This is a genomic window from Streptomyces sp. NPDC030021, assembly GCF_055574035.1.
This window is the reverse complement of the sequence record NZ_JBVIAH010000004.1, coordinates 323198-345468: the sequence shown is the minus strand read 5'-3', so window position 1 is coordinate 345468 and position 22271 is coordinate 323198. Positions and strand designations below refer to the sequence as shown.

The 22271-nt window shown below is 72.0% G+C and carries 17 protein-coding genes; 4 read left to right on the top strand and 13 right to left on the bottom strand.

Going from position 1 to position 22271, the window contains the following annotated elements; translation table 11 throughout:
* Positions 1–33 precede the first annotated feature (33 nt).
* Positions 34–878 (top strand): IS5 family transposase gene (locus ACZ4YL_RS10455; protein ID WP_468115325.1). Its coding sequence is split into 2 segments (ribosomal slippage): positions 34–364 and positions 364–878, totalling 846 coding nucleotides; the frame shifts between segments, so codons are not numbered across the junction.
* Between the two features lie 121 nt (positions 879–999).
* Here ACZ4YL_RS10455 and ACZ4YL_RS10450 read toward each other — a convergent pair.
* Both ACZ4YL_RS10450 and ACZ4YL_RS10445 read right to left on the bottom strand, forming a co-directional pair.
* Positions 1000–1398: a hypothetical protein gene (locus tag ACZ4YL_RS10450; protein WP_468115324.1), complete on the bottom strand. Its 399-nt coding sequence runs from the start codon at positions 1396–1398 to the stop codon at positions 1000–1002.
* Between the two features lie 629 nt (positions 1399–2027).
* Positions 2028–2447, bottom strand: a complete 420-nt coding sequence (locus ACZ4YL_RS10445; RefSeq protein WP_468115322.1) for a hypothetical protein — start codon at positions 2445–2447, stop codon at positions 2028–2030.
* A 348-nt stretch (positions 2448–2795) separates the two neighbouring features.
* Between ACZ4YL_RS10445 and ACZ4YL_RS10440 the strand changes: the two genes are divergently transcribed.
* Positions 2796–3533 (top strand): NPP1 family protein, encoded by a 738-nt coding sequence (locus ACZ4YL_RS10440; protein ID WP_468115632.1) that lies wholly within the window; start codon positions 2796–2798, stop codon positions 3531–3533.
* An 85-nt stretch (positions 3534–3618) separates the two neighbouring features.
* Here the strand turns inward: ACZ4YL_RS10440 and ACZ4YL_RS10435 are convergent, their stop codons facing one another.
* From ACZ4YL_RS10435 to ACZ4YL_RS10415, 5 genes are all read right to left on the bottom strand, one after another.
* A complete protein-coding gene (locus tag ACZ4YL_RS10435; RefSeq protein ID WP_468115320.1) occupies positions 3619–4773 on the bottom strand; it encodes a substrate-binding domain-containing protein in 1155 nt (384 codons plus the stop codon).
* Between the two features lie 33 nt (positions 4774–4806).
* The gene (locus ACZ4YL_RS10430) at positions 4807–5871 is read right to left on the bottom strand and encodes an ABC transporter permease (RefSeq protein ID WP_468115318.1); all 1065 of its coding nucleotides are present in this window, start codon (positions 5869–5871) and stop codon (positions 4807–4809) included.
* Positions 5868–7418 carry a sugar ABC transporter ATP-binding protein gene (locus tag ACZ4YL_RS10425; RefSeq protein WP_468115316.1) on the bottom strand — a complete coding sequence of 517 codons (1551 nt, stop codon included), beginning with the start codon at positions 7416–7418 and terminating at the stop codon, positions 5868–5870. Before ACZ4YL_RS10425 ends, ACZ4YL_RS10430 begins: the two co-directional genes overlap by 4 nt.
* 131 nt (positions 7419–7549) lie before the next feature.
* Positions 7550–10369 (bottom strand): SpoIIE family protein phosphatase, encoded by a 2820-nt coding sequence (locus ACZ4YL_RS10420; RefSeq protein WP_468115314.1) that lies wholly within the window; start codon positions 10367–10369, stop codon positions 7550–7552.
* A gap of 106 nt (positions 10370–10475) precedes the next feature.
* A complete protein-coding gene (locus tag ACZ4YL_RS10415; protein WP_468115312.1) occupies positions 10476–11447 on the bottom strand; it encodes a cyclase family protein in 972 nt (323 codons plus the stop codon).
* Between the two features lie 91 nt (positions 11448–11538).
* Here ACZ4YL_RS10415 and ACZ4YL_RS10410 point away from each other — a divergent pair, with 91 nt between their 5' ends.
* Together ACZ4YL_RS10410 and ACZ4YL_RS10405 are read left to right on the top strand one after the other, a co-directional pair.
* A complete protein-coding gene (locus ACZ4YL_RS10410) occupies positions 11539–12489 on the top strand; it encodes an NAD-dependent epimerase/dehydratase family protein (RefSeq protein ID WP_468115310.1) in 951 nt (316 codons plus the stop codon).
* Positions 12490–12517: 28 nt separating this feature from the next.
* Entirely contained in the window at positions 12518–15907 is a 3390-nt protein-coding gene (locus ACZ4YL_RS10405) for an aminotransferase class I/II-fold pyridoxal phosphate-dependent enzyme (protein ID WP_468115308.1), read from the top strand.
* Positions 15908–15917: 10 nt separating this feature from the next.
* Here ACZ4YL_RS10405 and ACZ4YL_RS10400 read toward each other — a convergent pair whose 3' ends face one another.
* From ACZ4YL_RS10400 to ACZ4YL_RS10375, 6 genes are all read right to left on the bottom strand, one after another.
* The gene (locus tag ACZ4YL_RS10400) at positions 15918–16484 is read right to left on the bottom strand and encodes a toxin (protein ID WP_468115306.1); all 567 of its coding nucleotides are present in this window, start codon (positions 16482–16484) and stop codon (positions 15918–15920) included.
* Entirely contained in the window at positions 16481–16945 is a 465-nt protein-coding gene (locus ACZ4YL_RS10395; RefSeq protein ID WP_468115304.1) for a helix-turn-helix domain-containing protein, read from the bottom strand. The genes ACZ4YL_RS10400 and ACZ4YL_RS10395 overlap by 4 nt, the downstream gene beginning before the upstream one ends.
* A gap of 295 nt (positions 16946–17240) precedes the next feature.
* Positions 17241–18392, bottom strand: a complete 1152-nt coding sequence (locus ACZ4YL_RS10390) for an MAB_1171c family putative transporter (protein ID WP_468115302.1) — start codon at positions 18390–18392, stop codon at positions 17241–17243.
* Positions 18393–18432: 40 nt separating this feature from the next.
* Entirely contained in the window at positions 18433–19164 is a 732-nt protein-coding gene (locus tag ACZ4YL_RS10385) for a TetR-like C-terminal domain-containing protein (RefSeq protein WP_468115300.1), read from the bottom strand.
* A gap of 127 nt (positions 19165–19291) precedes the next feature.
* Positions 19292–20011 (bottom strand): hypothetical protein, encoded by a 720-nt coding sequence (locus ACZ4YL_RS10380; protein WP_468115298.1) that lies wholly within the window; start codon positions 20009–20011, stop codon positions 19292–19294.
* A complete protein-coding gene (locus ACZ4YL_RS10375) occupies positions 20008–22269 on the bottom strand; it encodes an MMPL family transporter (protein WP_468115296.1) in 2262 nt (753 codons plus the stop codon). The genes ACZ4YL_RS10380 and ACZ4YL_RS10375 overlap by 4 nt, the downstream gene beginning before the upstream one ends.
* Positions 22270–22271 lie beyond the last annotated feature (2 nt).

Here is a 22271-nt window from a genome sequence, read left to right as displayed (position 1 = left end):
TTTCCTTCAGATCATCGGATCGTTGGTTGATGTGTGTCGTTGACTGACGCCCAGTGGGCCCGCATCGAGCCGCTGCTGCCGGACCGGACACCTCGGCGGGGCGGGCGGTGGCGGGATCACCGGCAGGTGATCGACGCCATCGCGTTCAAGTACCGCACCGGGACGCCGTGGATGGACCTGCCCGAGCACTTCGGGTCGTGGAAGGGCGCCCACAACCGACTACGCAAGTGGGCCGCCGACGGGACCTGGGAGAAGGTCTTCACCGCCCTGCTCTCGCAGGCCGACGCCGAAGGCGACCTCGACTGGGTCGTCGCCGTCGACTCCACCGTCGTCCGTGCCCACCAGCACGCCGCCGGGGCCCGTCAAAAGGGGCCCCGTCCGGCGAGCCGCCCGACCATGCCCTCGGACGGTCCCGCGGCGGACTGACCACCAAGATCCACCTGGCCGCAGACAGCCGCTGCAGGCCACTGGCGTTCGTTCTCACGCCGGGCCAGGCCGGTGACGCACCAGCGTTCGTGCAGGTCATGACCCGCTTACGAGTGCCCCGGCCGGTCGGCCGTCCCAGGATCACCCCGGACGTGGTCCTGGCGGACAAGGCCTATTCGTCCCGGGCGATCCGCCGCCATCTGCGGCGCCGCGGAATCAGGGCGGTGATCCCGCAGCCGGCCGACCAGGCCGCCAACCGCAAACGGCTCGGCCGACTCGGCGGCCGCCCACCTGCCTTCGACCGCGAGGCCTACAAACAGCGGAACACCGTCGAACGCTGCATCAACAAGCTCAAGCAGTGGCGCGGCCTGGCCACTCGCTACGACAAGACCGCCACCATCTACCTCGCCGGACTCCACCTCGCCGCCATTTTCATCTGGTCAGCCAGGTAATCCGAAGGAAACGGCCTAGCCGAGTCCCGCCAGGCCGTTCAGCGCGCCGCCGGGCCCGTCAAAGGGGACCCCGGCTGGCGAGCTGGCCGACACCAGTCAGCAATATGGCCCGAAAGTTGCCCTAGTTCGAGGTCTGTGGCCACACGTACAAATTGCCGCTGACCGACACGTCCGTCGTTGCTCCTCCGCTCATGTGGTCGATCAACGCCATGGCGACCGCGCCGTCGGCGGTCACTGCGCACAGGGCGGCACCGACGGTGAAGCCTCGCTCCTTGGTGTCCCGCCGTTCGTACAGGGGCAGCGCGGCGAAGCCGGTGCCCGCGGCCGCTTTGCAGGCCTCGGCGGTACGGGGAGCATCTGCCCGCAGGAGACCCGCCCGGGTATTCGGCAGAGCCCGTAGCACGTAGTCCCCGATCCCCGTGCAGGTGTCCGGCCAGTACAGCAGTTCGGCGCCGCCAGGGTTCGCCACTGCCCCGTTGTCTTCCTGCTCGACGCGGCTCTCGCCGGTGTCGAGGTCCACCAGCTGCTGCTCGTGCTGCGTGCACGGGGCAGGCGCCAGACCCCATGTCGCCTTGCGCGCCGGGCCGTGTCCGGCCGGGGGCGTGAGGTCGGTGTCGGCCGATGGTGTGGTGCTTCCGCTCGGCCCGGGAGTCAGGCCGGCGGTCAAGGTCGGGCTCGGAGCGGGAGGCGCTGGGTCCGTAGGGGTCGGTGTGGGGACGGCCGTCTGCGAACCGGTGGCGGATATGGGTGCGGGGGCTGCGGCATCACGGCCGCCGCTCACGATCACACTGACCACGATGCCCAGCAGCGGAATCGCGATCCCCCCGACCCACCATGCCCATCGGGGAGGCACTGAGCCAGGCGTCGATGGCGAGTGTGACGGAGGATATGGAGGTGGTGGAGGAGGCGTTGCCCCTGTCTGACCCTGTGCTGCCATTGCGCTCAAGTCCCCCGGCCGTCAATGAACTTCACATGCAACACCACAGTATCCACCGCCCCGGCTGTCACCATTCAGCGATGTCGGGCATCGCGGGCCGGAAAGATCCAGAAGAGATGGCCTAGGTCCCGGGCTGGTCAACGGAGACCAATGCGCTGCGCACCTGGGACGGGGCGGCTGGTGCATCGTCGGCCTGGCCCGCGAGCGCCATGTCAGCCCGCAGCGTCATCCTTCCTTCGCGCGGCTGAGCCGGAGCCCGCCGAGGGGAGCGTGCGGGGGCGAAGTCGGATGACGTCGGCCTGCTCGGGCTCGGCCTCCAGGACGGTGGCCTCGGTGGTGTCGTTCGCCTTGCGGTTCAGCTTCGACCTGAGGTCGTTCAGCTTGCTCTTGACATGCGGTGCGGCCTTGAGGGAGGCGACGCCCAGGGCGGCGCCCGCGCCCAGGAGGGCGACGGCCGCCGTGATCGCAGCCACGTTGGCCGGAAACAGATCGGCGTGCGTGACCAGCGCATTGTCGTCATCCAGCGCAAGACCACGAAGGGCCCCAGGGGTGCTCGACTCCGGGAAATGAGTCTCGGCCGGACGCTCCACGAACATCAGGTCCCGCACCGTCTTGGGCGACTCGTCATCCATGCGGCCACTTTAGAAGGCGGCAGCGACGCCGCGGGCCGGAATGCGACTTCGGTGATCTCATTCCGTCGAGCTTCCCGCAGCGGCCTTCCGGCGGGCGGGAGACGGGCTGCGCCCGGCTCGTGAGCGAACATATCTGACATTCCGTCAATTTTCTTGTCTGCAAGGTGTATCCGGCTTCTCGGTACGCAAGGAACGGAGTCTTCCCGGCCTCTTGCCGTGTCGCCCCGGTTCGCGAATGATGCTCGCGGCGTGTCGGTCGGCGGTGTTCCGTCGTGACGCGTCCGCCCCCTTCGCACCCGGTCGGCCAGGAGGCCCGTTTTGCGGACGAACCGTCACATCCGGACGTCGATGGTGGTCGTCGGTGCTGCCCTTGCGGTGGTCATCGCTGTTCCCCACGTGGCCTTCGCGGCGCCGCCCCCGGCGCTTCCCGGCAGAGCCGAAGCGATCGAGCTGACCTACCAGCCCGCCTACGACTACGACACCGACGGCTGCTACCCGACACCCGCCATCAGTTCGAGCGGGGTTCTGAACGGCGGACTCAAACCCACCGGCGCCCTCAACGGCAACTGCCGGGACGCCTCGGACCTCGACAACACCAACGGCTACTCCCGCTGGGCCTGCAACAACGGCTGGTGCGCCGTCATGTACGCGCTCTACTTCGAGAAGGACCAGGCCCTGGCCGGCATCGAGCTCGGCGGGCACCGCCACGACTGGGAGCACGTGGTCGTGTGGATCCAGGGCAACGAGGCCAAGTACGTCGCGACCTCCGCGCACGGGGACTTCAACATCCACTCCCGTGACCAGATCCGCTGGGACGGCAACCACCCCAAGATCGTCTACCACAAGGACGGCATCGGAACGCACTGCTTCCGCGCCGCGAACACCAACGACGAACCGCCCGAGAACCACCGCCGCGCCTGGCAGTTCCCCACCCTCGTCGGGTGGTCGGGCTACCCGGCGACGGTGCGGGACAAGCTCACCCAGGCCGATTTCGGCAGCGCGCACTTCGGGCTGAAGGACGGCTCCTTCGCCTCCCACCTGGCGGAGGCCAAGCCGGCGGGCATCCCCTTCGACCCGTACCAGTAACACCCGGAACCCGGAACCCGGAACCCGGCACGCCACGGGCACCGGCCCCGCACCGAGCGGGGCCGGTGCCCGCCGCGCCGTGTCGTCAGCCCGCCCAGATCCGGCGGTACCCCTCGCGGTAACCGGACGGGTCCCAGGACGTGGCGCCGTCGCTGTTGCCGGCCGTGGCGATGTGCACGGGGGCCACGTAGCCGCTGGCCGGCCGGTCGGCGAAGGCGCGGTTGAACTCGTCGATGATCTGCCAGCCCTGCTGGTTCAGCGGCTCGGGCACGGTGGCGGCCTGGAACTGTTTGCTGTTGATCCGCTGGAAGGCGGAGGGGTCGCCGTCGCCCGCGCCGATGTTGAAGGGCGGCCCGGAGCCGGGCCTGCCCCCCGCGCGCAGGGCCGGGGCCGCGTCCGCGAAGTAGAGGTCGTTGATGGCGGCGGAGTACGTCCAGTCGTCCTGGAAGCGGGAGAGCAGCGAGGAGACCGCCTGCGGCGTGCGGCTCGCCGCGTCGGGAATGGGGATGTTCTCGTAGCTCAGGAGCCGTACGCCGGAGCAGGTGGCGAGCTCCTTGCGGATCAGCTCGGCCTTGTTCTTCGCGAACGGGATCGAGTCGTCGGTGAAGAGGACGACCCCGGCATCACCCGCGGACCGGGCGATGATCCAGTCCGCGCTGATCCTCGCCACGTCCTCCACCTTGGTGGTGACGTTGGTGAACAGCTTCGGCCTCTCGCTCGGGCCGGGGGAGCCCACCGCGTGCCAGCCGATCACCGGGATGTGCGCCGCTTCGGCCCGCGCCATCTGCTGCGAGGTCAGCTGGGGATCGAAGCCGCCGATGACGATGCCCGAGGGCCGCAGGGTGATGGCCTGGCTGAGCGCCGCCTGGATGCCGGCCGGGGTGCCGTCCCCGTCGATCACCCGGACCTGCCAGCCGATGGCCTTCGCGGCCTCCTCGACGCCCTTCGCGACGCTCGCGACACCGGGGTTGGTCATGGTCTGCGCGACGTAGACGATCGACTTGCCGGGGACCGCCGCAGGGCCGGTGGTGGGGCCGTGCCAGGCGGTGTCGGCCTTCTCGGCCCGCGAGACGGCCGCCGCGGCGCTCGCGAGGGCGGTGGGGCAACCTGCCTCGGGCGGCGCGGCGCCGGTGGAGGGGCCGCCGCTCCCGCAGCCGGAGACGAGGGCGGCGGCCGCTGCCAGCAGGGCCGCGGTCGTACGGGTGGTCCTGCGGTGCGAGTGCGAGTCCTTCGGGTACACGGTGCTCCTGACGCGGTGCGCGTACGAACTTTTCTAGGGGGTGCGCAGCCGGCGGCGGGCGGAGTAGCCGGCCAGGCCGACGGCGATGAGCAGGGTGGCCCCGTTGAACAGCGGCGTGGCCCAGAAGTCGGCGCCGAGCTGGCCGATGCCGGCGAGGCCGATGGCGAGGACGGCGACCGCCACGACGGTGCCGAGGGCGTTGACGCGGCCGGGTTTGATCGTCGTGGACCCGAGCAGGGCGCCGACGAAAGCGGGCAGCAGGTAGTCCAGCCCGACGCTCGGGTTGCCGGTCTGCTGCTGGGCGGCGAGGAGGACCCCGGCGAGGCCGGTGACCAGGCCCGATCCGGCGAAGGCGTAGACGGAGTACCGGTGGCTGGGGATGCCGATGATGTCGGCGGTGCGCCGGCTGGAGCCGATGACGTACATGTACCGGCCGAGCGGCAGCCGTTCCAGGACCACCCAGAGCGCGGCCGCGAGGGCCAGGACGTAGTAGGCGGGCAGCGGCAGGCCGAGGAAGCGGGAGTCGTAGAGGCCGGTGAAGGCGGCGGGCAGACCGTCCGGGCCGGGGACGATCCGGGAGCCGTCGGTGATCCAGCCGGTGACGGCGTACATCATGCTGCCGGTGCCGAGCGTCGCGATGAAGGAGTCGATCCGCACGTACTCGACGATGGCGCCGTTGAGGACGCCGACCAGTGCCCCGCCGAGGACCACGGTGAGACAGGCGAGCGGCCAGGGCCAGCCCGTGTTGACGATGAGCTGCATCACCATCACATGGGCCAGGCCGAGGCCGTAGCCCATGGACAGGTCGAACTTGCCGGTGGCGATGGGGATGGTCGCGCCGAGGGCCAGGATGGCCGGGATCGACTGGTTGGACAGGATCGAGGAGACGTTGTCCCGGGTGGGGAAGGTGTCCGGCAGGACGAGGGAGAAGACCAGGAAGAGCAGGACGGCGAGGGCAAGCAGGCCGTAGGCGCCGATGTGGTGACCCCGCAGGTGGTCCAGCGGGGAGCGCGGCGGAGGCGAGGACGAGGACGAGGGCGGGGACGGGGACGAGGACGAGGGCGAAGGGGAAGGGGAAGGGGAAGGAGGCATGGTCATCGGTCCGTCGTGGGTCCGGTGATCGCGGGCATGGCCGAGGCGGTTCGGGTGAGTTCGGCGACGGTGAGGGCCGCACCGCTCAGCTCGGTGCTCACGCTCCCGCGGGCGAACACCAGAGCGCGATGGCACACGTCCGCGACCTCTTCGAAATCGGTGGAGATGAGCAGGACCGCCAGGCCCGAGGCCAGTGCGTCGGCGAGCAGCCGGTGGATGGTCGCCTTGGCCCCGACGTCCACCCCGGCGGTCGGCTCCTCCAGGACGAGCAGACGCAGGTGTCCCCGGAGCCAGCGGCCGACCATGACCTTCTGCTGGTTGCCGCCGGACAGGGTGGCGATCGGCACCTCGCTGTCGCGGGGGTGCACCGAGAACCGGTCGATGAGGGCCGTGGCCTCGGCGCGCTCGCGGCGGGGGCTGATCCAGTGCGCTGCGGGGGCGCCGGCCGCGCGCGGGTTCGCCAGGAAGTTCTCCCGCACGGTCAGGTCGGCGGCGCAGCCCTCCTCCTGGCGGTTGGCCGCCACGAAGCCGACACCGGAGTCGAGTGCGGAGTGGACCGTACGCGGGTGGTAGGGCCGGCCGTCGAGGAGCACCTGCCCGCCGAGGATCGGCCGGGCGCCGGCGAGGGCGCGGCCCAGCTCCATGTGGCCGGCGCCGGTCAGGCCCACCATGCCGAGGATCTCACCGGCGCGCAGGTCCAGGCTGACCTCTCCGGTGGACACGGTCCGCACCCTCGCGAGGCTCAGCAGGGGCGCGCCGGCGGCCGGGGCAGTGCCCGGCGCCCGTCCGGCCGGTGCGTGGCCCACGATCGCGTGAACCAGTCGGTCCGGGCTGTGACCGGCGAGCGGGCCCCGGTCGACCAGCCGGCCGTCCCGCAGGACGGCGAAGGTGTCGGCGACCCGGTAGACCTCGTCGAGCCGGTGGCTGACGTAGAGGATGCCGTGACCGCGGTCGCGCAGGGTGTGCAGTACGTCGAAGAGCCGCGCGCAGTCGGCGGCGGGGAGGGTGGCGGTCGGCTCGTCGAGCACGATGAGCTCGGCCCGGGTGGCGAGGGCGCGGGCGATGGCGACGAGCGAGCGCTCGGCGGGGCCGAGGCGGGCGATTCGGGCGTCGGCGTCCAGGTGCCCGGCGACGATCCGCAGGGCCTCGTCGCAGCGCTTCCGGGTCCGCCGCCAGGAGATCAGTCCGCAGCGGCGGGGGAAGCCGGCGCCCAGGGCGATGTTCTCCGCCACCGTCATCCACGGGACGAGCCCGAGATCCTGGTGGATGAAGGACATGTTCCGGGTCGCGGCGTGGCTGCCGAGGGGATGGCCCGCCACCGTGACCTCGCCCGTGTCGGCCTGGTGCACCCCGGCGAGCACCTTGATGAGGGTCGACTTTCCGGCTCCGTTGGGGCCGAGCAGGGCGAGGACGCTGCCGCGCCGGATGTCGAGGTCGACCGAGTCCAGCGCGAGCGTGCCGCCGAACCGCTTGCTCAGGCCGCGCAGGCGGACGAGTGGTGCGGCACCGGACTGCGAGGGTGGGCTCGCCCAGGTGTCGGGAGCGTCATGCACAGACTTCTCCGGGGGTCGGCCTCCGAGTTCTTCCCGACGGTACGGGGCACTCTACGGGGATATCACGGCTCATTCCCGGTATGTCGCCGTGCTGTCTGACCCCAATGGCCGAACGGCCGGGGGTTCGCGGGTCAGGCGGCGGCCAGGGTGCACTCGGCCCAGATGACCTTGCCGTCGGTGGTGTAGCGGGTGCCCCAGGACTGGGCGAGCTGCGCGACGAGGAACAGGCCGCGGCCGCCCTCGTCGGTGGTCGCCGACTGACGCATGCGCGGGGCGCTGCTGCTGGCGTCGTGCACCTCGCAGATCAGGTTGCGGTCGTGGATGAGACGGACCCGGATGGGTGCGTTCCCGTACCGGACGGCGTTCGTGACCAGCTCGCTGAGCAGGAGTTCGGTGGCGAACGCGGACTCCTCCAGCCCCCACCGGTTCAGCTGGCTCACGGAAGCGGCGCGGACCTCGGAGACGAGGGCCGGATCGGCGGCCAGCTCCCAGGTGGCGATCCGGTCCGCGGGTATGGCGTGGGTGCGGGCGACGAGGAGCGCGATGTCGTCGTCGGGGTGCTCGGGTGCCACGGCGTCGAGGACGGCCTGGCAGGTTTCCTCCGGGGCCCGGTCCGGGTGGGCCAGCGCCCGGTTCAGGGCGTCGAGGGCCACGTCGATGTCGCGGTGGCGGTCCTCGATGAGCCCGTCGGTGTAGAGGACGAGCTGGCTGTGCTCGGGGAGCCGGATCTCGGCCGACTCGAAGGGCAGGCCGCCGAGGCCGAGCGGGGGACCGGCGGGCAGGTCGAGGAGGGACACGGTGCCGTCGGGTCGCACCAGCGCGGGCGGAGGGTGTCCGGCGCGGGCCATCGTGCACTGCTGGGAGGTGGGGTCGTAGATGGCGTACAGGCAGGTGGCGCCGACGATGCCGGTGCTGCCGGAGCCGGGACCGTCCCCGCCCTCCTCCCGGTCGAGGCGCACCATCAGGTTGTCCAGGTGGGTGAGGAGCTCGTCGGGGGCCAGCTCCAGCTCGGCGAAGTTGCGGGCGGCGGTGCGCAGCCGGCCCATGGTGGCGGCGGCGTGCAGTCCGTGGCCGACGACATCGCCGACGAGGAGGGCGACCCGGGCCCCGGACAGGGGGATGACGTCGAACCAGTCGCCGCCCACGCCCGACTCGGCGGGCAGATAGCGGTGGGCGACCTCGACGGCGCTCTGCTCGGGGAGGTCGCGGGGGAGCAGGCTGCGCTGCAGGGACAGGGCGAGGGTGTGTTCGCGGGTGTAGCGGCGGGCGTTGTCGATGCAGAGGGAGGCGCGGGCGGCGAGCTCCTGGGCCAGCGAGCGGTCGTCGTCCCCGTAGGGGGCCGGGTCCTGCGAGCGGTAGAAGCTCGCGACGCCGAGCACGGCGCCACGGGCGAGCAGCGGGACCGTGATGAGGGAGTGGATGTTGTGGGCGAGGAGCCGTTCGGCGTGCCGGGGTTCCTGGGCGATCCAGCCGAAGGCAGCCCGCAGATCCGGTTCGAGCACCGGCTGCCGGGTGGCGATGCAGCGCATGTGGGGCGTGGTGGGCCGCAGGCTGATCCGCGCGCCGACCGGGTAGAAGGGGCAGTCCTCGCGGATGCCGTGGACCACCGTGCGCTGCATCTCGGTGGTGGGATGGGGGGACTCCTCCCCGAGCAGTACGCTCCCCGGCAGGTCGATGGTGACGAAATCGGCCAACCTCGGGACGGCCGTCTCGGCGAGCTCCCAGGCGGTGCGGCTCACGTCCAGCGTGGTGCCTATGCGGTTGCTGGCCTCGGCCAGCAACTCCAGGCGCCGGCGTGCAGCGACGGCGTACTTGCCCACCTCGGGCTCGCCCACCAGCACCAGCCCTCTGACACGGCCCTGGGCGGGGCCGGCGGCGGGCGCCGCGACGGCCTCCCCGGCGGGGCCTTCGGCGCCCGGTGCGCCGCGTGCGCGGACCGTCGCCGGTCCGGGACCGGGGGTGACGTGAGGACGGAGCGCGGGACCCGCCACAGCGGGGGCATGCGGCTGGGCGTGCGAGGGGGCGGGGGCGTGCCGCTCCGAGTCCTCGGGGAGCAGTGCCTCGACGACGACCCCCTCCACCCCGGCGGCGCTCGTCACGGGGTGGCTGACCAGCGTGACCCACCGGCCGCGGGACAGGGGCACTTCGGCGGCGGCCCGCCGGTCCCCGGACATCAGCTCCGTGGCCTTCTCCTTGAGGGTCGCCTGGTCGCTCTGCTCCAGCTCGCTCTGGAGGAAGTCGGACATCGCGACCGGGTGCCCGTCGAGGCCGTGCTCGCTGCTCAGGGCCAGGCTCGCGGTGTCGAGATAGGCCTGCAGCAGACCGTGCTCGCGCGCCGAACTCTGGTCCATCAGCCGTCGTTCGATGGCTTCGGCCGCCTTGCGCACCACGGGGATCAGCGCCGGGTCCGCGTCGGTGTAGGGATAGCCGAGGCACAGGACGCCCTGGATGTGCCCGCTGAGCTGGTCGCGCAGGGGGATCGCGGTGCAGGCGCTCGACTGGGACCGCTCGGCGAAGTGCTCGGCACCGTAGACCTGGCACAGCCGCCTCTCCGCGAGGGTGAGGCCGATGCCGTTCGTACCGGCCACCTGCTCGGCGAACACGAACCCGGGAAGGATCTGGATCGGGGCGAGCTGCCTGAGCATGGATTTCTCGCCGAAGCGGCGGGCGAGCACCATGCCGTGACCGTCGGCGAGGCAGATGTTGGTACGGCTGCCCGCGAAGATGCTCTGGAGCCGGTCGAGTACGGGCTCGGCGGCGCGCAGCAGCGGACCGTCCGGGTCGAAGCCCTCCTGGAACGGGAGCTCGGACTGCTCCGGCGACAGCCCCAGCAGCCGACTGCGCTGCCACGAGCTCAGGATCGGACTTCTCACGCTTCCCTCGACCGACTCGCCCTGCAGGAATCGGTCACGGAATCGCACGGGGCCGATGCGGTCTCCGACGACCCCCATGTGCATCACTTCCCCTCACCGGAGCACCCTCGATCGCCAGATTTGAGTATATTCCTCACATTTCGGCAATGAGGTACGGGAGCGAAGTGATCAGCGGGTGCCCGCGTCACAGGATCGCGACCGGATTGACGGGTGAGCCGGTTCCGCCGGGGACGTTCAGCGGGGCCACGACGAGCAGGAACGCGTAACGGCCCGCCTCGGCGCACGCGGCCGAGAGCGGTTCGAGGTCGAGGTTGTCCAGCAGCGGCACCCCCATCGCCGTGACGGCGAGCGTGTGGACGGGGGAGTGCAGCCCCTCGACCGGCGAAGGCCGTACGTCGCTGTCCCCGTCGCCGCCCAGCAGCGCGACGGCGCGCTCGGCCAGCAGCGGTACGGCGTGCACGTGCCAGCCCGCGCTCGCCGCGTCGGGGTTCCAGGGGCCGAGCTCCCGGCGCCGGCGCAGGGCCCCGGAGCGCAGCAGCACGGCGTCGCCGTCCCCGACGGTCACCCCGAGCGCCTCCTCCGCGGCGACGATGTCCCGGGCGTGCACCGCACGGCCCGGTTCGAGCCATTCGACCCCGAGGACGGCGGGCAGGTCGACCAGGACGCCCCGCGTGACCAGGGGGCCGAGCGCCGACACCGCGCCGAAGCGGGCCCCCGCCGCATCGACGCACTCGCGCGCCGCGCGCCCGTCGTACAGTTGCCCTCGGTAGGCGACGTGCGACAGTGCGTCGAGGTGCGTCACGCTCTTGCCGTGGTAGTCCGCGGCCAGGAAGTCCTTGTGGACGGACGGCTCGGGGGCCTGCACGTCGCCGAGGTCGGACATGTAGTGCAGCGCGGGCTTCGCGTTGTCCGGGCCGGGGCGGGTGTCCCAGGGCCGTGCCATCGGGACGACCGTCCCGTCCCGGACCGTGGCGGTGGCCCTGCGCGCGTGCTCGGCCGTCACCCGGTTCCAGGCCCCGCGGTCGGCCGCCGCCCACCGGCCCCACGTACGGACCGACGCGAACAGGGCGTCGAACTCCTGGCGGGAGACGGCGGGCCCGTTCGCCGGTCCGCCGGTGGGGACACCGGCGGGGGCGTCGGTGGGGTTGCCGCTCATGTCCCCAGTGTCCGGCGGTTCGCGCCCCGGCGCTGGCCGGGAGACGTTCTCCGCGGCAGGGGGCGCCGGTCGCTCGCGCTAGTGTGCGCGCGTGAGCTTTCATGTCGTCATAGGTTTTGGACCCGCCGGCGCCGCCACCGCCCGGCTCCTCGCCGAACAGGGCCGTACCGTAAGGGTGGTCACCAGATCGGGCCGAAGCCCGGAACCCGGGATCGAACACGTCGCCCTCGACGCGACGGACACCCGGCAACTGACCGAAGCCGCGCGGGGCGCGGCGGCGATCCACAGCTGCGCCGCACCCCCCTACCACCGCTGGGCGGGCGACTGGCCGCCGCTGGCCTCGTCGCTCTGCGCCGCGGCCGAGGCGACCGGGGCCGTACTGGTCATGCTGGGGAACCTCTACGGCTACGGCCCCGTGGACGGCCCCATGACCGAGGAACTGCCGCTCGCGGCCACCGGTACCAAGGGGCGGGTCCGCGCCGCGGTCTGGGAACAGGCGCGGACACTGCACGAGCAGGGCCGGATCAGGGCGGTCGAGGTACGCGCGTCGGACTTCTTCGGACCCGGCGTCACCGATGGCGGCCACCTGGCCGCACGGGTCGTGCCGCCGCTGCTGCGCGGCAGGCCGGTCACCACGCTGGGGGACCCGGACGCCCCGCACAGCTGGACCTATCTCCCCGATGTCGCACGGACGCTGGCCGAGGTCGCGGACGAGGAGCGTGCCTGGGGACGCGCCTGGCACGTCCCGACCCAGCCGGCGCTGTCCGTACGGGAGATGGTCGGGCGGCTCTGCGCCCAGGCGGGAACGGGACCGGTCGCCGTGCGCGGGCTCCCGTCGGCCGTGGTCGGCGTGGCATCGCTCTTCTCCCCGCTGATCCGCGAACTCAAGGAGATCCGCTACCAGTTCGACGGTCCGTTCGTCGTAAATTCGAGCGCCTACGAGGCGGCGTTCGCGGTACGGTCCACCCCCGTCGACGAGCAGGTCAAGGCGACCTTGGACTGGTGGCGCGAACGGCTCGCGACCAGCGACCGACAGGGGTGAGAGGGGTGACAGGACAGGGATGGAGCACATGGAGGACGCCAGGAGACCGCGGCGGGAGGACATCGCCGTCGTGGGGATGGCGTGCCGGTTCCCGGGAGCACGCAATGTGAACCAGTACTGGCGGTTGCTGACGGCCCCGCAGGCACAGTTCGGGGCGATCCCGGACTCGCGGTGGCGCACCGCGGCCTTCAGGAGCGACAACTTCCGTGACGCCTCGTCGGCATACACGGACACGATGGCACTGCTGCCGGACGTGGGCCACTTCGACGCGGCCCACTACGGCATCCCGCCGCGGCGGGCCCGGGCGATGGACCCGCAGGCCCGGCTGCTGATCGACCTTGCCCGCGAGGCCATCCAGGACGCGGGGTGGGAGGTCGACGGCTTCGACCGCGAGGAGACCTCGGTGATCACGGCGCTCACCGAGGGCGGCTACCGCGAACTCAGCACCCTGCAGATCCGGATGCGCCAGCTGGCCGGTGGCGAGTTCGGCGCGCGGCTCGGCCACCCCCGCCTGCTGGAGTCGGTCCGGGCCGTCGACGGACTCAACGGCACCTCCGTGGCCGGGCTCCTGCTCAACATGGGCCCCAACACCATCAGCTCGGTCTTCGACCTGCACGGCGAGAGCTACGCCCTGGACTCGGCCTGCTCGGGCGGACTCATGGCCGTGGCCAACGCCGTGCACGCACTGCGCGCGGGCCGTTCCCGCATCGCCCTCGCGGGCGGCGCCCAACTGATACTCACCCCCGACCTGCTGGTCGGGCTGTGCCGGATCGGCGCCATCTCGCGCAGCGGCCGCTGCCTGCCCTTCGGCGCGCAGGCCGACGGCTTCGTCCTGGGCGAGGGAGCCGGGGTCCTGGTGCTGCGGCCCCTGACCGACGCGCTGGCGGCGGGCGACCGGGTCTACGCCGTGATCCGCGGTGTGGGCACGGCCAACGACGGGACCGTGCACGGCGGCATGCATCCCCAGGCGGCCGGTCAGCTCCGCACACTGCGCCGGGCCTACCGGGACGCGGGACTCGCCCCGGACGCGGTGGCCTACCTGGAGGCGCACGGCACCGGAACCACGGTCGGCGACCCCGTCGAGCTCGGTGTCCTGCGCGAACTGCGCGGTGAGCGCGCCGAACCCGCCTACCTCGGCGCCGTGAAGGCGGTGGTCGGACACTCGCTGAACTCCGCGGGGATCGCCGGGCTCATCAAGTCGGTCCTGGCCGTGCAGCGGGGCGTGATACCCCCGCAGCCGGAGTGCGACCTGGCCGATCGCTCCGGGCTCGACGCCGCTCGGCTGACCGTGGCGACGGCCCCGACGCCGTGGCCGGACCGCGCCGGGCCGCGCCGGGCGGGGGTCAGCGCCTTCGGCTTCGGCGGTACCGGCGTCCACCTGGTGGTGGAGGAATGCACCACGGCGCCGGCCGGCCCGGCAGCACCCGCGGCGCCGGCCGGCGGACCGTACGTACTGGCCCTCAGCGCGCGCGACCGGGACGGACTGGCCCGCTACGCCCGGGAGCTCGCGGACACCCTCACCGACGACCGGCCCCCGCTGGCCGCGGTGGCGGACACCCTCGCCCGCCGCACCCCCCTCACACAGCACCTCACCCTGGTGGCCCAGGACGCCGCCGACGCCACCGCCCGGCTGACGGCGGCGGCCGCCGCCCTTGAGGCGGGCCGTACGGATGAGCTCGCGCGGCACACGGCCACCGGCACCGTGCCCGGGCCGCCCGCGACGGTGCGGACACCCCCGTGCACCCTGCCGCCGAGCCCGCTGGCCCCGCGCCGCCACTGGGTCGTGGACGACTCGGCGCGCGAGGTCCCGGAACCCGCCGAGGCCACACCCACGGCACGCGCGGCACCCGCCGTGCCACGCCCCGGCGGCGTGCCCGCCACGGCCGCCGCGCGGGCCGCGTCCGCCGCCTCCCTCGTGCTCGAAGAGGTCTCGCGGACCGGTGTCTTCCCGCTCTCCGAGCTGAGCGGGCACCTGACCCTGGTGACCGATCTCGGATTCGACTCCCTGATGCTGCAGGAGCTCGAAATCAACATCGCCAAGCGGATACCCGGCTTCCGGTCCGAGGAGCTGTTCTCGCCCGAACTCACCGTCGGCCGGCTGATCGAACTCGTGGATCCTGACACGGATCCGCACACCGCTGCGGACCGCACGCCGGCGGCGGCCCCCGCCGGACCGGCCCCGCAGCAGGAGCCCGTATGGGACGCCAGGACGGCAGCCGTCGACGCGTTCCCGGAAGTGGGCGAGTTCGAGCAGCGCCTCGGCCGGATCACCTACAGCGGAGCGGCCAACCCGTACTTCCGGGTCCATGAGGGAAACATCCGCGACACGACCGTCATCGGGGGCCGCACCCTGCTGTCCTTCGGCAGCTACAACTACCTGGGGCTCTCCGGCCATCCGGCGGTCGACGAAGCCGTGCACCGGGCGGTGGACCGGTACGGCACCTCGGTCTCCGCGAGCCGCGTGCTCTCCGGCGAACGGGACCTGACCGTACGGCTGGAGCGGGCGCTGACGGACTTCCTCGGCGTCGGCGACTGCCTGACCCTGGTGAGCGGCCACGCCACGAACGTCACCGCGATAGGGCACCTCGTCGGCCCCGAGGACCTTGTTCTGCACGACGCGCTCGCCCACGACAGCATCCTCCAGGGCTGCGCCCTGTCCGGGGCGGCGCGACGCCCCTTCGCCCACAACGACATGGGGCAGCTGGAGCACATGCTGCGGCTCAACAGGTCCCGGTTCCGGCGGGTGCTGATCGCCGTCGAGGGCGCCTACAGCATGGACGGCGACCTCGTGGACCTGCCGGCCGTAATCGAGCTGAAGAAGCGCTACGGCGCCCTGCTGATGGTCGACGAGGCCCACAGCATCGGCACCGTCGGCGAACACGGCAGGGGAGTGGGCGAGTTCTACGGCGTCGACCGGTCCGACGTGGACCTGTGGATGGGCACCCTCTCCAAGTCCTTCGCCAGCTGCGGCGGTTACCTCGGCGGCTCGGCCCGGATGGTGCGCTGGCTGCGTCACACCCTCCCCGGCTTCGTCTACAGCGTCGGCCTGACCCCGGCCAACGCGGCCGCGGCGCTGGCCGCCACCGAGCTGCTCACCGCGGAGCCGCAGCGGGTGCGTGACCTCAGACGGAACTCCGAGCTCTTCCTCCGGCTCGCCACCGAGGCCGGCCTGGCGACGGGCTCCAGCGCCGGCACCCCCATCGTGCCGTGCATCCTCGGCGACTCGGCGAGAACCCTGCGCGTCGCGGACGGGCTGTTCGCCCGGGGCGTCGTCGCGGACCCGATCTTCCACCCCGCCGTGGAGGAGGGGCTGTCGAGACTGCGGTTCTTCATCACCAGTGAACACCGCGCGGAGGACATCCGACGGGCCGTGCCGATCCTGGCCGAAGAGGTGGCGGCAGCCGCTGCCGGGCGATAAGTGATCCATCTCAGATCAGGGTGCGTTCGATGCGGCTGAGCGTGGCGTTCCTGGCGGGATCGCCGTCCTCGCCCGCCGCTGCGGCATGCCGCTGATCGGCGTCGCCGAGCCGCTGGGACAGGAGGTAGGCGATGATCTCCGCCTCCTGCTCCTGGACGTCGTCGTAGGTCGCCCGCAGGAGCATGTCGCGTACGAGTTCGGGGTCGAGGTTGGGGAAGAGGAGGCGCGCGGCCGCCTCGTCCAGCCCGCCTGCACCGCGATGGCAGCAGATGATGTGGCCCAGCTCGTGCAAGATGATGTGCTCCTGATGCGCGCCGGTGGTGTTGGCGTCGTAGAAGATGAGGTCCTCGTCACGAGCGGCCACCCACATGCCGCACGGATGCGACGAGGGCATCTGCATCGGGACCAGCGTGATCGGACGGTCGCGCACCTCGCCGAGATGGCGGCACAGTTCGGCCACGTCGGCCGCCGCCGGCAGATCGAGTTCGGCGATCCGCTGCGCGCCGGCCTTCCGGAGCTTCTTGAGCCGGCTGCGGCGTTCGTGATCGGCCGCCCGTTCCTTGCGGGCGCCCCTCATTGCGACTCGGAGGGGTCGGCGACGGGCGGCAGGCCTTGCATCTGCCGGTACTGGTCCATGATGGCCGTGATGGCCTGGAGGTTCTCCTTCTTCATCCCGGCCGCCCGCATCGCCACGGCGCGCACCCCGGACTGGCGCAGCGCCTCGATGGCGGCGAGCTCGCCGAGCACGGACTCGGCGACCTTGTCGTCGAAGAAGTAGGCGACCGAGACCCCGAAGAAACGGGCCAGGGCGGACAGCAGGTCGGGTGACGGGTTGGAGCGCTTCCCCGTGCGCAGCTGCGACAGATACACACCCCCGACCTTGAGTTCGGGGTTGACCCGCTTCAGCTCGTCCGCGACCTCGGCGTTGGTCCAGTGCTTGCCCTTGGGGCGGACCGTTCGGAACAGGTCGTCGAGGCGCTTCGCGAGCAGGGGGCGTTCCTCACTCCCGTTCTCGGTGTCGTTCTCGGTCCCGGTCATGGTGAACCATCCTCCCGTCGCCTGTCGGTATAGCCCTCAGCTATACGTCAGTTTCACAGATTAGCTGTCAGTTGACAATTGGCCAGGACTCGGCGAACGTGGGGTCCGGCCGATAGCTGGCAGCTAACTTGCGCTCACGGGGGACGCACGTTGGTCGCCGGACATCGGACTGGCCCGGCCCTCGGGGGATGGGCCGGGCCAGTCCGGGCGGGAGTCACCCGTCCGGCCGCCAGAACAGCGGGGGAAACGGGATACCCGCCCGGTTTGACGGGGGATGCAAACCGGGCGGGAGTTCTCAACTCGCGTTGCCGAGCTTACTGTAGGCGGCTGCCACTTGGGTGAGCCATGCCAGCTCTGCCGCGAAGTTGTTCGTATCACGGTCGTCGAAGTCGCCGGCGTCCTTGTTGTTCCGGGGCACCGTGTGGGTCAGTTTTGCCTGCAAGGCGCGCTTGATCTGTGCAGCTTCCGTGAAGGCCTGCCGTGATTCCGCACTCCCCTCCTTGGCCGGATCGTGACCCTCTCCCGCGGTCCGGTCGATGTACGGACGCAAGTCCCGCCACCCGTCCCGTATTTCGACGACCCGGCGGTGAAGGCGGTAGTCGAGGTCGGACACCGAGGCGCCGGGCGGCTCCAGAGCGATGTCCGGGGAGGACTCGTACAGGTCCCGCCACAACGGGTAGAGCGCCCGGTACGAGCGGTACGTGCGGGCCCACTCCAGGAGCCGGGTCGCCGCCGGGCCCCAGGAGGAGTTGGTCAGGCTGAGCGACAGCATGACGATGCCCGCCGCGCTGAATACCGAGGCGGCGACCTTCCAGACGCCGATGTCGACCCCGCCCGCCGCCGTGAGGATGTTGACCGTCCTGGCGAGGCAGTAGAGGAACAGGACCACCGCGGTGACCGAGAGCAGCCGCAGGGCCTGTCGCAGCGAGGCGTTGTCGGTCATCCGGGCGTACGGCCCGCACTGGAGGTAGATCGTGACGCACGGAATCGCCTGCGAGACGATGAACGCCAGGAGATAGGTGAGCAGCAGCGGCTCGCTGGTGCCGTCGAAGTCCGAGGCAGGCCGGCCGGTGCCGTCCGCGAGGAGGAACAGGGCCGTCAGCAGCACGTCGAGGGCGATACCGGTGATCAGCCAGTAGCGGGTCTTGCGCGCGGCCTCCTCGTCCGCCGCGGCCCACCGCAGCAGGATGATCTGCGCGCTGACGCAGAAGGCGACCGCCGACAGGTGCATGAGGAGGACGGCGAGGTTGCCGACTCCCAGCAGGGGCCCGCCCCCCATGGCCAGGGCTCCCATGGTGAAGGTGAGGCACTGGAGAAGCAGAGTGGCGATCAGCGTGCGGTACGCGCCGTCCTTCCAACTGCGCCGGGCCTGGCACAGCCGGTAGACGAGCGCCGCGTACGAGGAGAGCGCCGCTATGACGAAGCAGAGGGTTCTGGTGGTGTTCACGTCCTGGTTTTCTGCCGGTGCCGCGCGGGCGGCGGGCGGGTCAGTCGGTGTTCTCGGCCGGGGGGACCACGAGGCCGATGCTCTCGGCGGCCACGGCGATGGCGTAGTCGAAGAACGCGGCCTCGTCCCGGACGCTGTCGTGGGTACGGCTGAAGACCTGGAACACCAGGAGGCCGATCAGGTTGCTCCACAGGACGATGCCGCGCTCGATGATGTCCGAGAACGGGGCCTCGGGCGTGCCGCCGAAGAGCTGCACGGCCTCCGGCAGGAGCAGCGGCGGGCCGGGCACCGGCCGCCGGGGCGGGGTGAGTTCACCGGCCTCCAGCGCGGAGCGCACGATTCCGGCGAGGACCGCGGGGGTGCGCGAGGCCGCCGGGACCGTGTCCTGCGGGGCGTGGTAGCCGGGTACGGGAGAGCCGTAGATCAGGGTGAACTCGGCCGGGTTGTCGAAGGACCACCGCCGCAGCGCGCGGGTGACCGCCAGGAGCCGTGCGCCCCCGGACCCGCCGGCCGCCGTGGCGGCGCCGTCGGCCTGTTCCATCGCCTCGCCCGACGCGTCGTACGCGTCGATGACCAGGGCGGTCAGCAGATCGTCGCGGTGCGGGAAGGCGGCTTCGACATCGGCGACGGGAAGGCCGCTGTCGCGCGCCACGCCGTCCAGGGACAGTCCGGCGGCGCCCAGCTTCACCAGCTGCTGACGCGCGATGTCCTTGATCACCACCGCCAGGGTGATGTCGTCGTCCTCGGTCGAACTGATTGCGGAAACATCCATGCCGGAACCGTACCCGCCGGCAACTGCGGCCGTGCGTCCGGTCTTTCGAACGCCCTGGTCATGCGGTGTGATCCGGCCACCGGGCGGGTACGGAACGTTCCGGGCGAATGCGGTCGAGCGGTGGGCGTCAGAGGTCGGACAGGGCGCTGGGGCCGCCCGTGAGGGAGACGTGCAGCCCGTTCGGCCGGATCTCGGCGGAGGTGGCCGCGAGCCCGAGCGGGTACTCCTTCGGCGCGCCCGCCTGCGGGCCGAAGCCGCCGGCACCGATTCCCAGCCGGTCGGTGGGGACGGAGCGGCCGAACAGGGTGAGCCCGTCGACGGCGAGGGTGACCTTGCCGTCCGCGAGGACCGGACGCAGCGTCAGCCGCCCGAGCCCGCCCGGGCCGACGTCCGCGAGGACCGTCCCCTTCGCGGGGTCGGTGGTGACCGCGGCCACCGCCACGGACGGTACTGCCTCGCGGATCGCGGCGGCGAGGGACTGCGTGGAGACCGTCACGTCCGCGTGGGTGCCGCCGACCGTGGTCGTTCCGCCGAGGCGGACGTCGTCCAGCCGGGCCCGGACGCGGACCTGGGAGAGCCGCCCGACCCGGGCGTCGTCGCTGCTGATGTCGAGCCGGGGGATGCTCTCGTGCGCCAGGTCCCACAGGGCCCAGCCGCCGGCGACACCGACCGCCACGTCGTCGCCGAGGCCCGGAGCCGCCTTCGCGACACGGCTTTGGATGTGGTGGCGGACCGTGTACTCGGCCGCGCCGGTGGCGACGACGGCCGACAGGACCACGGCGACTGTGATCGTGAGGACGGTACGGCGGCGCAGGGCGGCCCAGGTCCTCGTCAGGGGGCGCTTCATCGCCGTTCTCCTCGGGCGGGTGCGAGATCGGGTGTGGTGGCGGGATCCGATGCGGGATCCGATCCGGCCAGGGGCTCCGGCCCGGCGGCGGGCCCTTCCGGGTCGAGGTGCGGCAGGAGCCGGTCCAGCCAGCCGGGGAGCCACCAGTTGGCGCGCCCGAAGAGGTACATGGACGCGGGCACCAGGAGCAGGCGGACCACGGTGGCGTCGATGATGACGCTGACGCCGAGGCCCAGCGCGAGCATCTTGACGGCGACGTTCGTCGAGAGCAGGAAGGCCAGGAACACGCTGGTCATGATCAGCGCCGCGCAGGTGATGACGCGGGCGGTGGCGGCGAGGCCGGTGGCGACGGCCAGGTGGTTGTCCTCGTGCTGCAGCCAGCTCTCGCGGATCCGGGAGAGCAGGAAGACCTCGTAGTCCATGGAGAGCCCGAAGACGATCGCGAACATCATCATCGGTACGTAGGACTCGACGGGCACCTTCTCGGTGACGCCGAACAGCGCGCCGCCCCAGCCCCACTGGAAGACCGCGACGACCACGCCGCAGGCGGCGGCGATGGAGAAGAGGTTGAGCACGGCGGCCTTGAGCGCCACCAGCGGGCTGCGGAAGACGGTGAGCAGCAGCAGGAACGCGGCGGCGACGACCACGGCGATGATCAGGGGCAGTTTGGCGGAGAGGGTGTCGGTGAAGGTCTGGGCGGCGGTGGCCGTGCCCGTGAGGTAGCCCGTGGCCCCGGTGCCCGAGAGGGTCCGCGGCACGGTCTCGTCCTGCAAGGTGTGGATCAGGTCCGCGGTGGCCGCGTCCTGCGGGCCGGTGGTCGGCACGACCGTGGTGATGAGCAGGGCGTGGTCGGGGCTGGGCACCGGAGGAGTGACGGAGGCGACGCCCGGTACGGCGGCCAGCTCGCGCCGGAGCGAGGCCGCGAGGTCCTGGCGCAGGCTCTCGCTCTCGACGTGCCGGCTGTCGAGGTGGGTGACGACGGTGAGCGGGCCGTTGGCGCCGGGGCCGAAGCCCTCCGTGATCAGATCGTAGGCGCGGCGGTCGGTCCTGCTGGTGGACTGGGCTCCGGCGTCGACATGCCCGAGCTGCATGGACGCGACGGGGACCGCGAGTACGCCGAGTACGAGCAGGCCGCCGACCAGGAAGAGCCACGGGCGGCGGCTCACCCTGACGGCCCAGCGGTGCCAGACGTCCGCCTCACCGGTGGGTTCCGCGACGGGCTCGCGGACGTGGAAGCGGTCGATGCGGCGGCCGAGCAGACCCAGCAGGGCGGGAGTCAGGGTCACGGACGCGGCGGCGGCCACGAGGACGCTGAGTCCGGCGGCGACACCGAGGGCGCCGATGAAGCCCACGCCGGAGGCGCACAGCCCGCCCAGGGCCATGGCCACCGTGGCGGCGGCCACCAGCACGGCCCGGCCGCTGGTGGCGACCGTACGGCCGACCGCCTCGGCGGGTTCGGTTCCGGCGTGCAGCAGGGCCCGGTAGCGGGTGGCCAGGAAGAGCGCGTAGTCGATGCCGACGCCGAGGCCCATCATCGCGGCCAGGGTCGGGGCCGCCTGGGCGAAGCTGAAGTGCCCGGCGAGCAGTCCGAGCCCGGCCAGGCTCGCGGACAGGCCGGTCACGGCCGTCACCAGGGGCAGGCCGGTGGCGGCGACGCTGCCGAAGCCGACCAGCAGGACGAGCACGGCGACGGCCAGACCGATCGCCTCGGAGGCGCGGTCGGCGGACTTGGGGCTGGCCAGCTGGCCGAGCGGGGCCCCGTACTCGACGGTGACGTCGTCGGCGCGCAGCGGTTCGACGGCGGTGTCCATCCGGGCGAGGTAGGCGGGGTCGAAGCTCGCCGGGTTGCCGTCGAAGCGGACGGTCACCTGGGCGGTCCCGCCGTCCGCCGAGACCGCCCCGGGGGTGGTGAGCGGGTCGGCCACGGACAGGACGTCCGGGAGCCGGCCCAGATGGGCGACGGCCGCGTCGATCGCCGCCCGGTGATCGGTGACCGCGCCCTCGTCGGTGGTGATCACGATGGCGGAGGCCGTGCCGCCGGACCCGGTGGTGTGGGCCGTCAGCAGGTCGGCACCGGTCTGGGTGCTGGTGCCGGGGAGGGAGAAGCTGTCCGCGTAGGTGCCGCCCCAGGTGTGGTTGGCGAGCCCGAGGCCGACCAGTGCCAGTACCCACAGGGCGACGACCCGCCAGGCGTGCCGGGCGCACCAGCGCCCGCTCCGGTGGAGGAGCCCCGGCCGCCGGGCCGATTCAGTGTTCATGG

Coding starts and splice junctions, on each gene's coding strand:
- ACZ4YL_RS10445 (WP_468115322.1), bottom strand. CDS start 2,447: ATGGATGACGAGTCGCCCAAGACGGTGCGGGACCTGATGTTCGTGGAG.
- ACZ4YL_RS10440 (WP_468115632.1), top strand. CDS start 2,796: ATGGTGGTCGTCGGTGCTGCCCTTGCGGTGGTCATCGCTGTTCCCCAC.
- ACZ4YL_RS10430 (WP_468115318.1), bottom strand. CDS start 5,871: ATGACCATGCCTCCTTCCCCTTCCCCTTCCCCTTCGCCCTCGTCCTCG.
- ACZ4YL_RS10420 (WP_468115314.1), bottom strand. CDS start 10,369: ATGGGGGTCGTCGGAGACCGCATCGGCCCCGTGCGATTCCGTGACCGA.
- ACZ4YL_RS10415 (WP_468115312.1), bottom strand. CDS start 11,447: ATGAGCGGCAACCCCACCGACGCCCCCGCCGGTGTCCCCACCGGCGGA.
- ACZ4YL_RS10405 (WP_468115308.1), top strand. CDS start 12,518: ATGGAGGACGCCAGGAGACCGCGGCGGGAGGACATCGCCGTCGTGGGG.
- ACZ4YL_RS10400 (WP_468115306.1), bottom strand. CDS start 16,484: ATGAGGGGCGCCCGCAAGGAACGGGCGGCCGATCACGAACGCCGCAGC.
- ACZ4YL_RS10395 (WP_468115304.1), bottom strand. CDS start 16,945: ATGACCGGGACCGAGAACGACACCGAGAACGGGAGTGAGGAACGCCCC.
- ACZ4YL_RS10385 (WP_468115300.1), bottom strand. CDS start 19,164: ATGGATGTTTCCGCAATCAGTTCGACCGAGGACGACGACATCACCCTG.
- ACZ4YL_RS10380 (WP_468115298.1), bottom strand. CDS start 20,011: ATGAAGCGCCCCCTGACGAGGACCTGGGCCGCCCTGCGCCGCCGTACC.
- ACZ4YL_RS10375 (WP_468115296.1), bottom strand. CDS start 22,269: ATGAACACTGAATCGGCCCGGCGGCCGGGGCTCCTCCACCGGAGCGGG.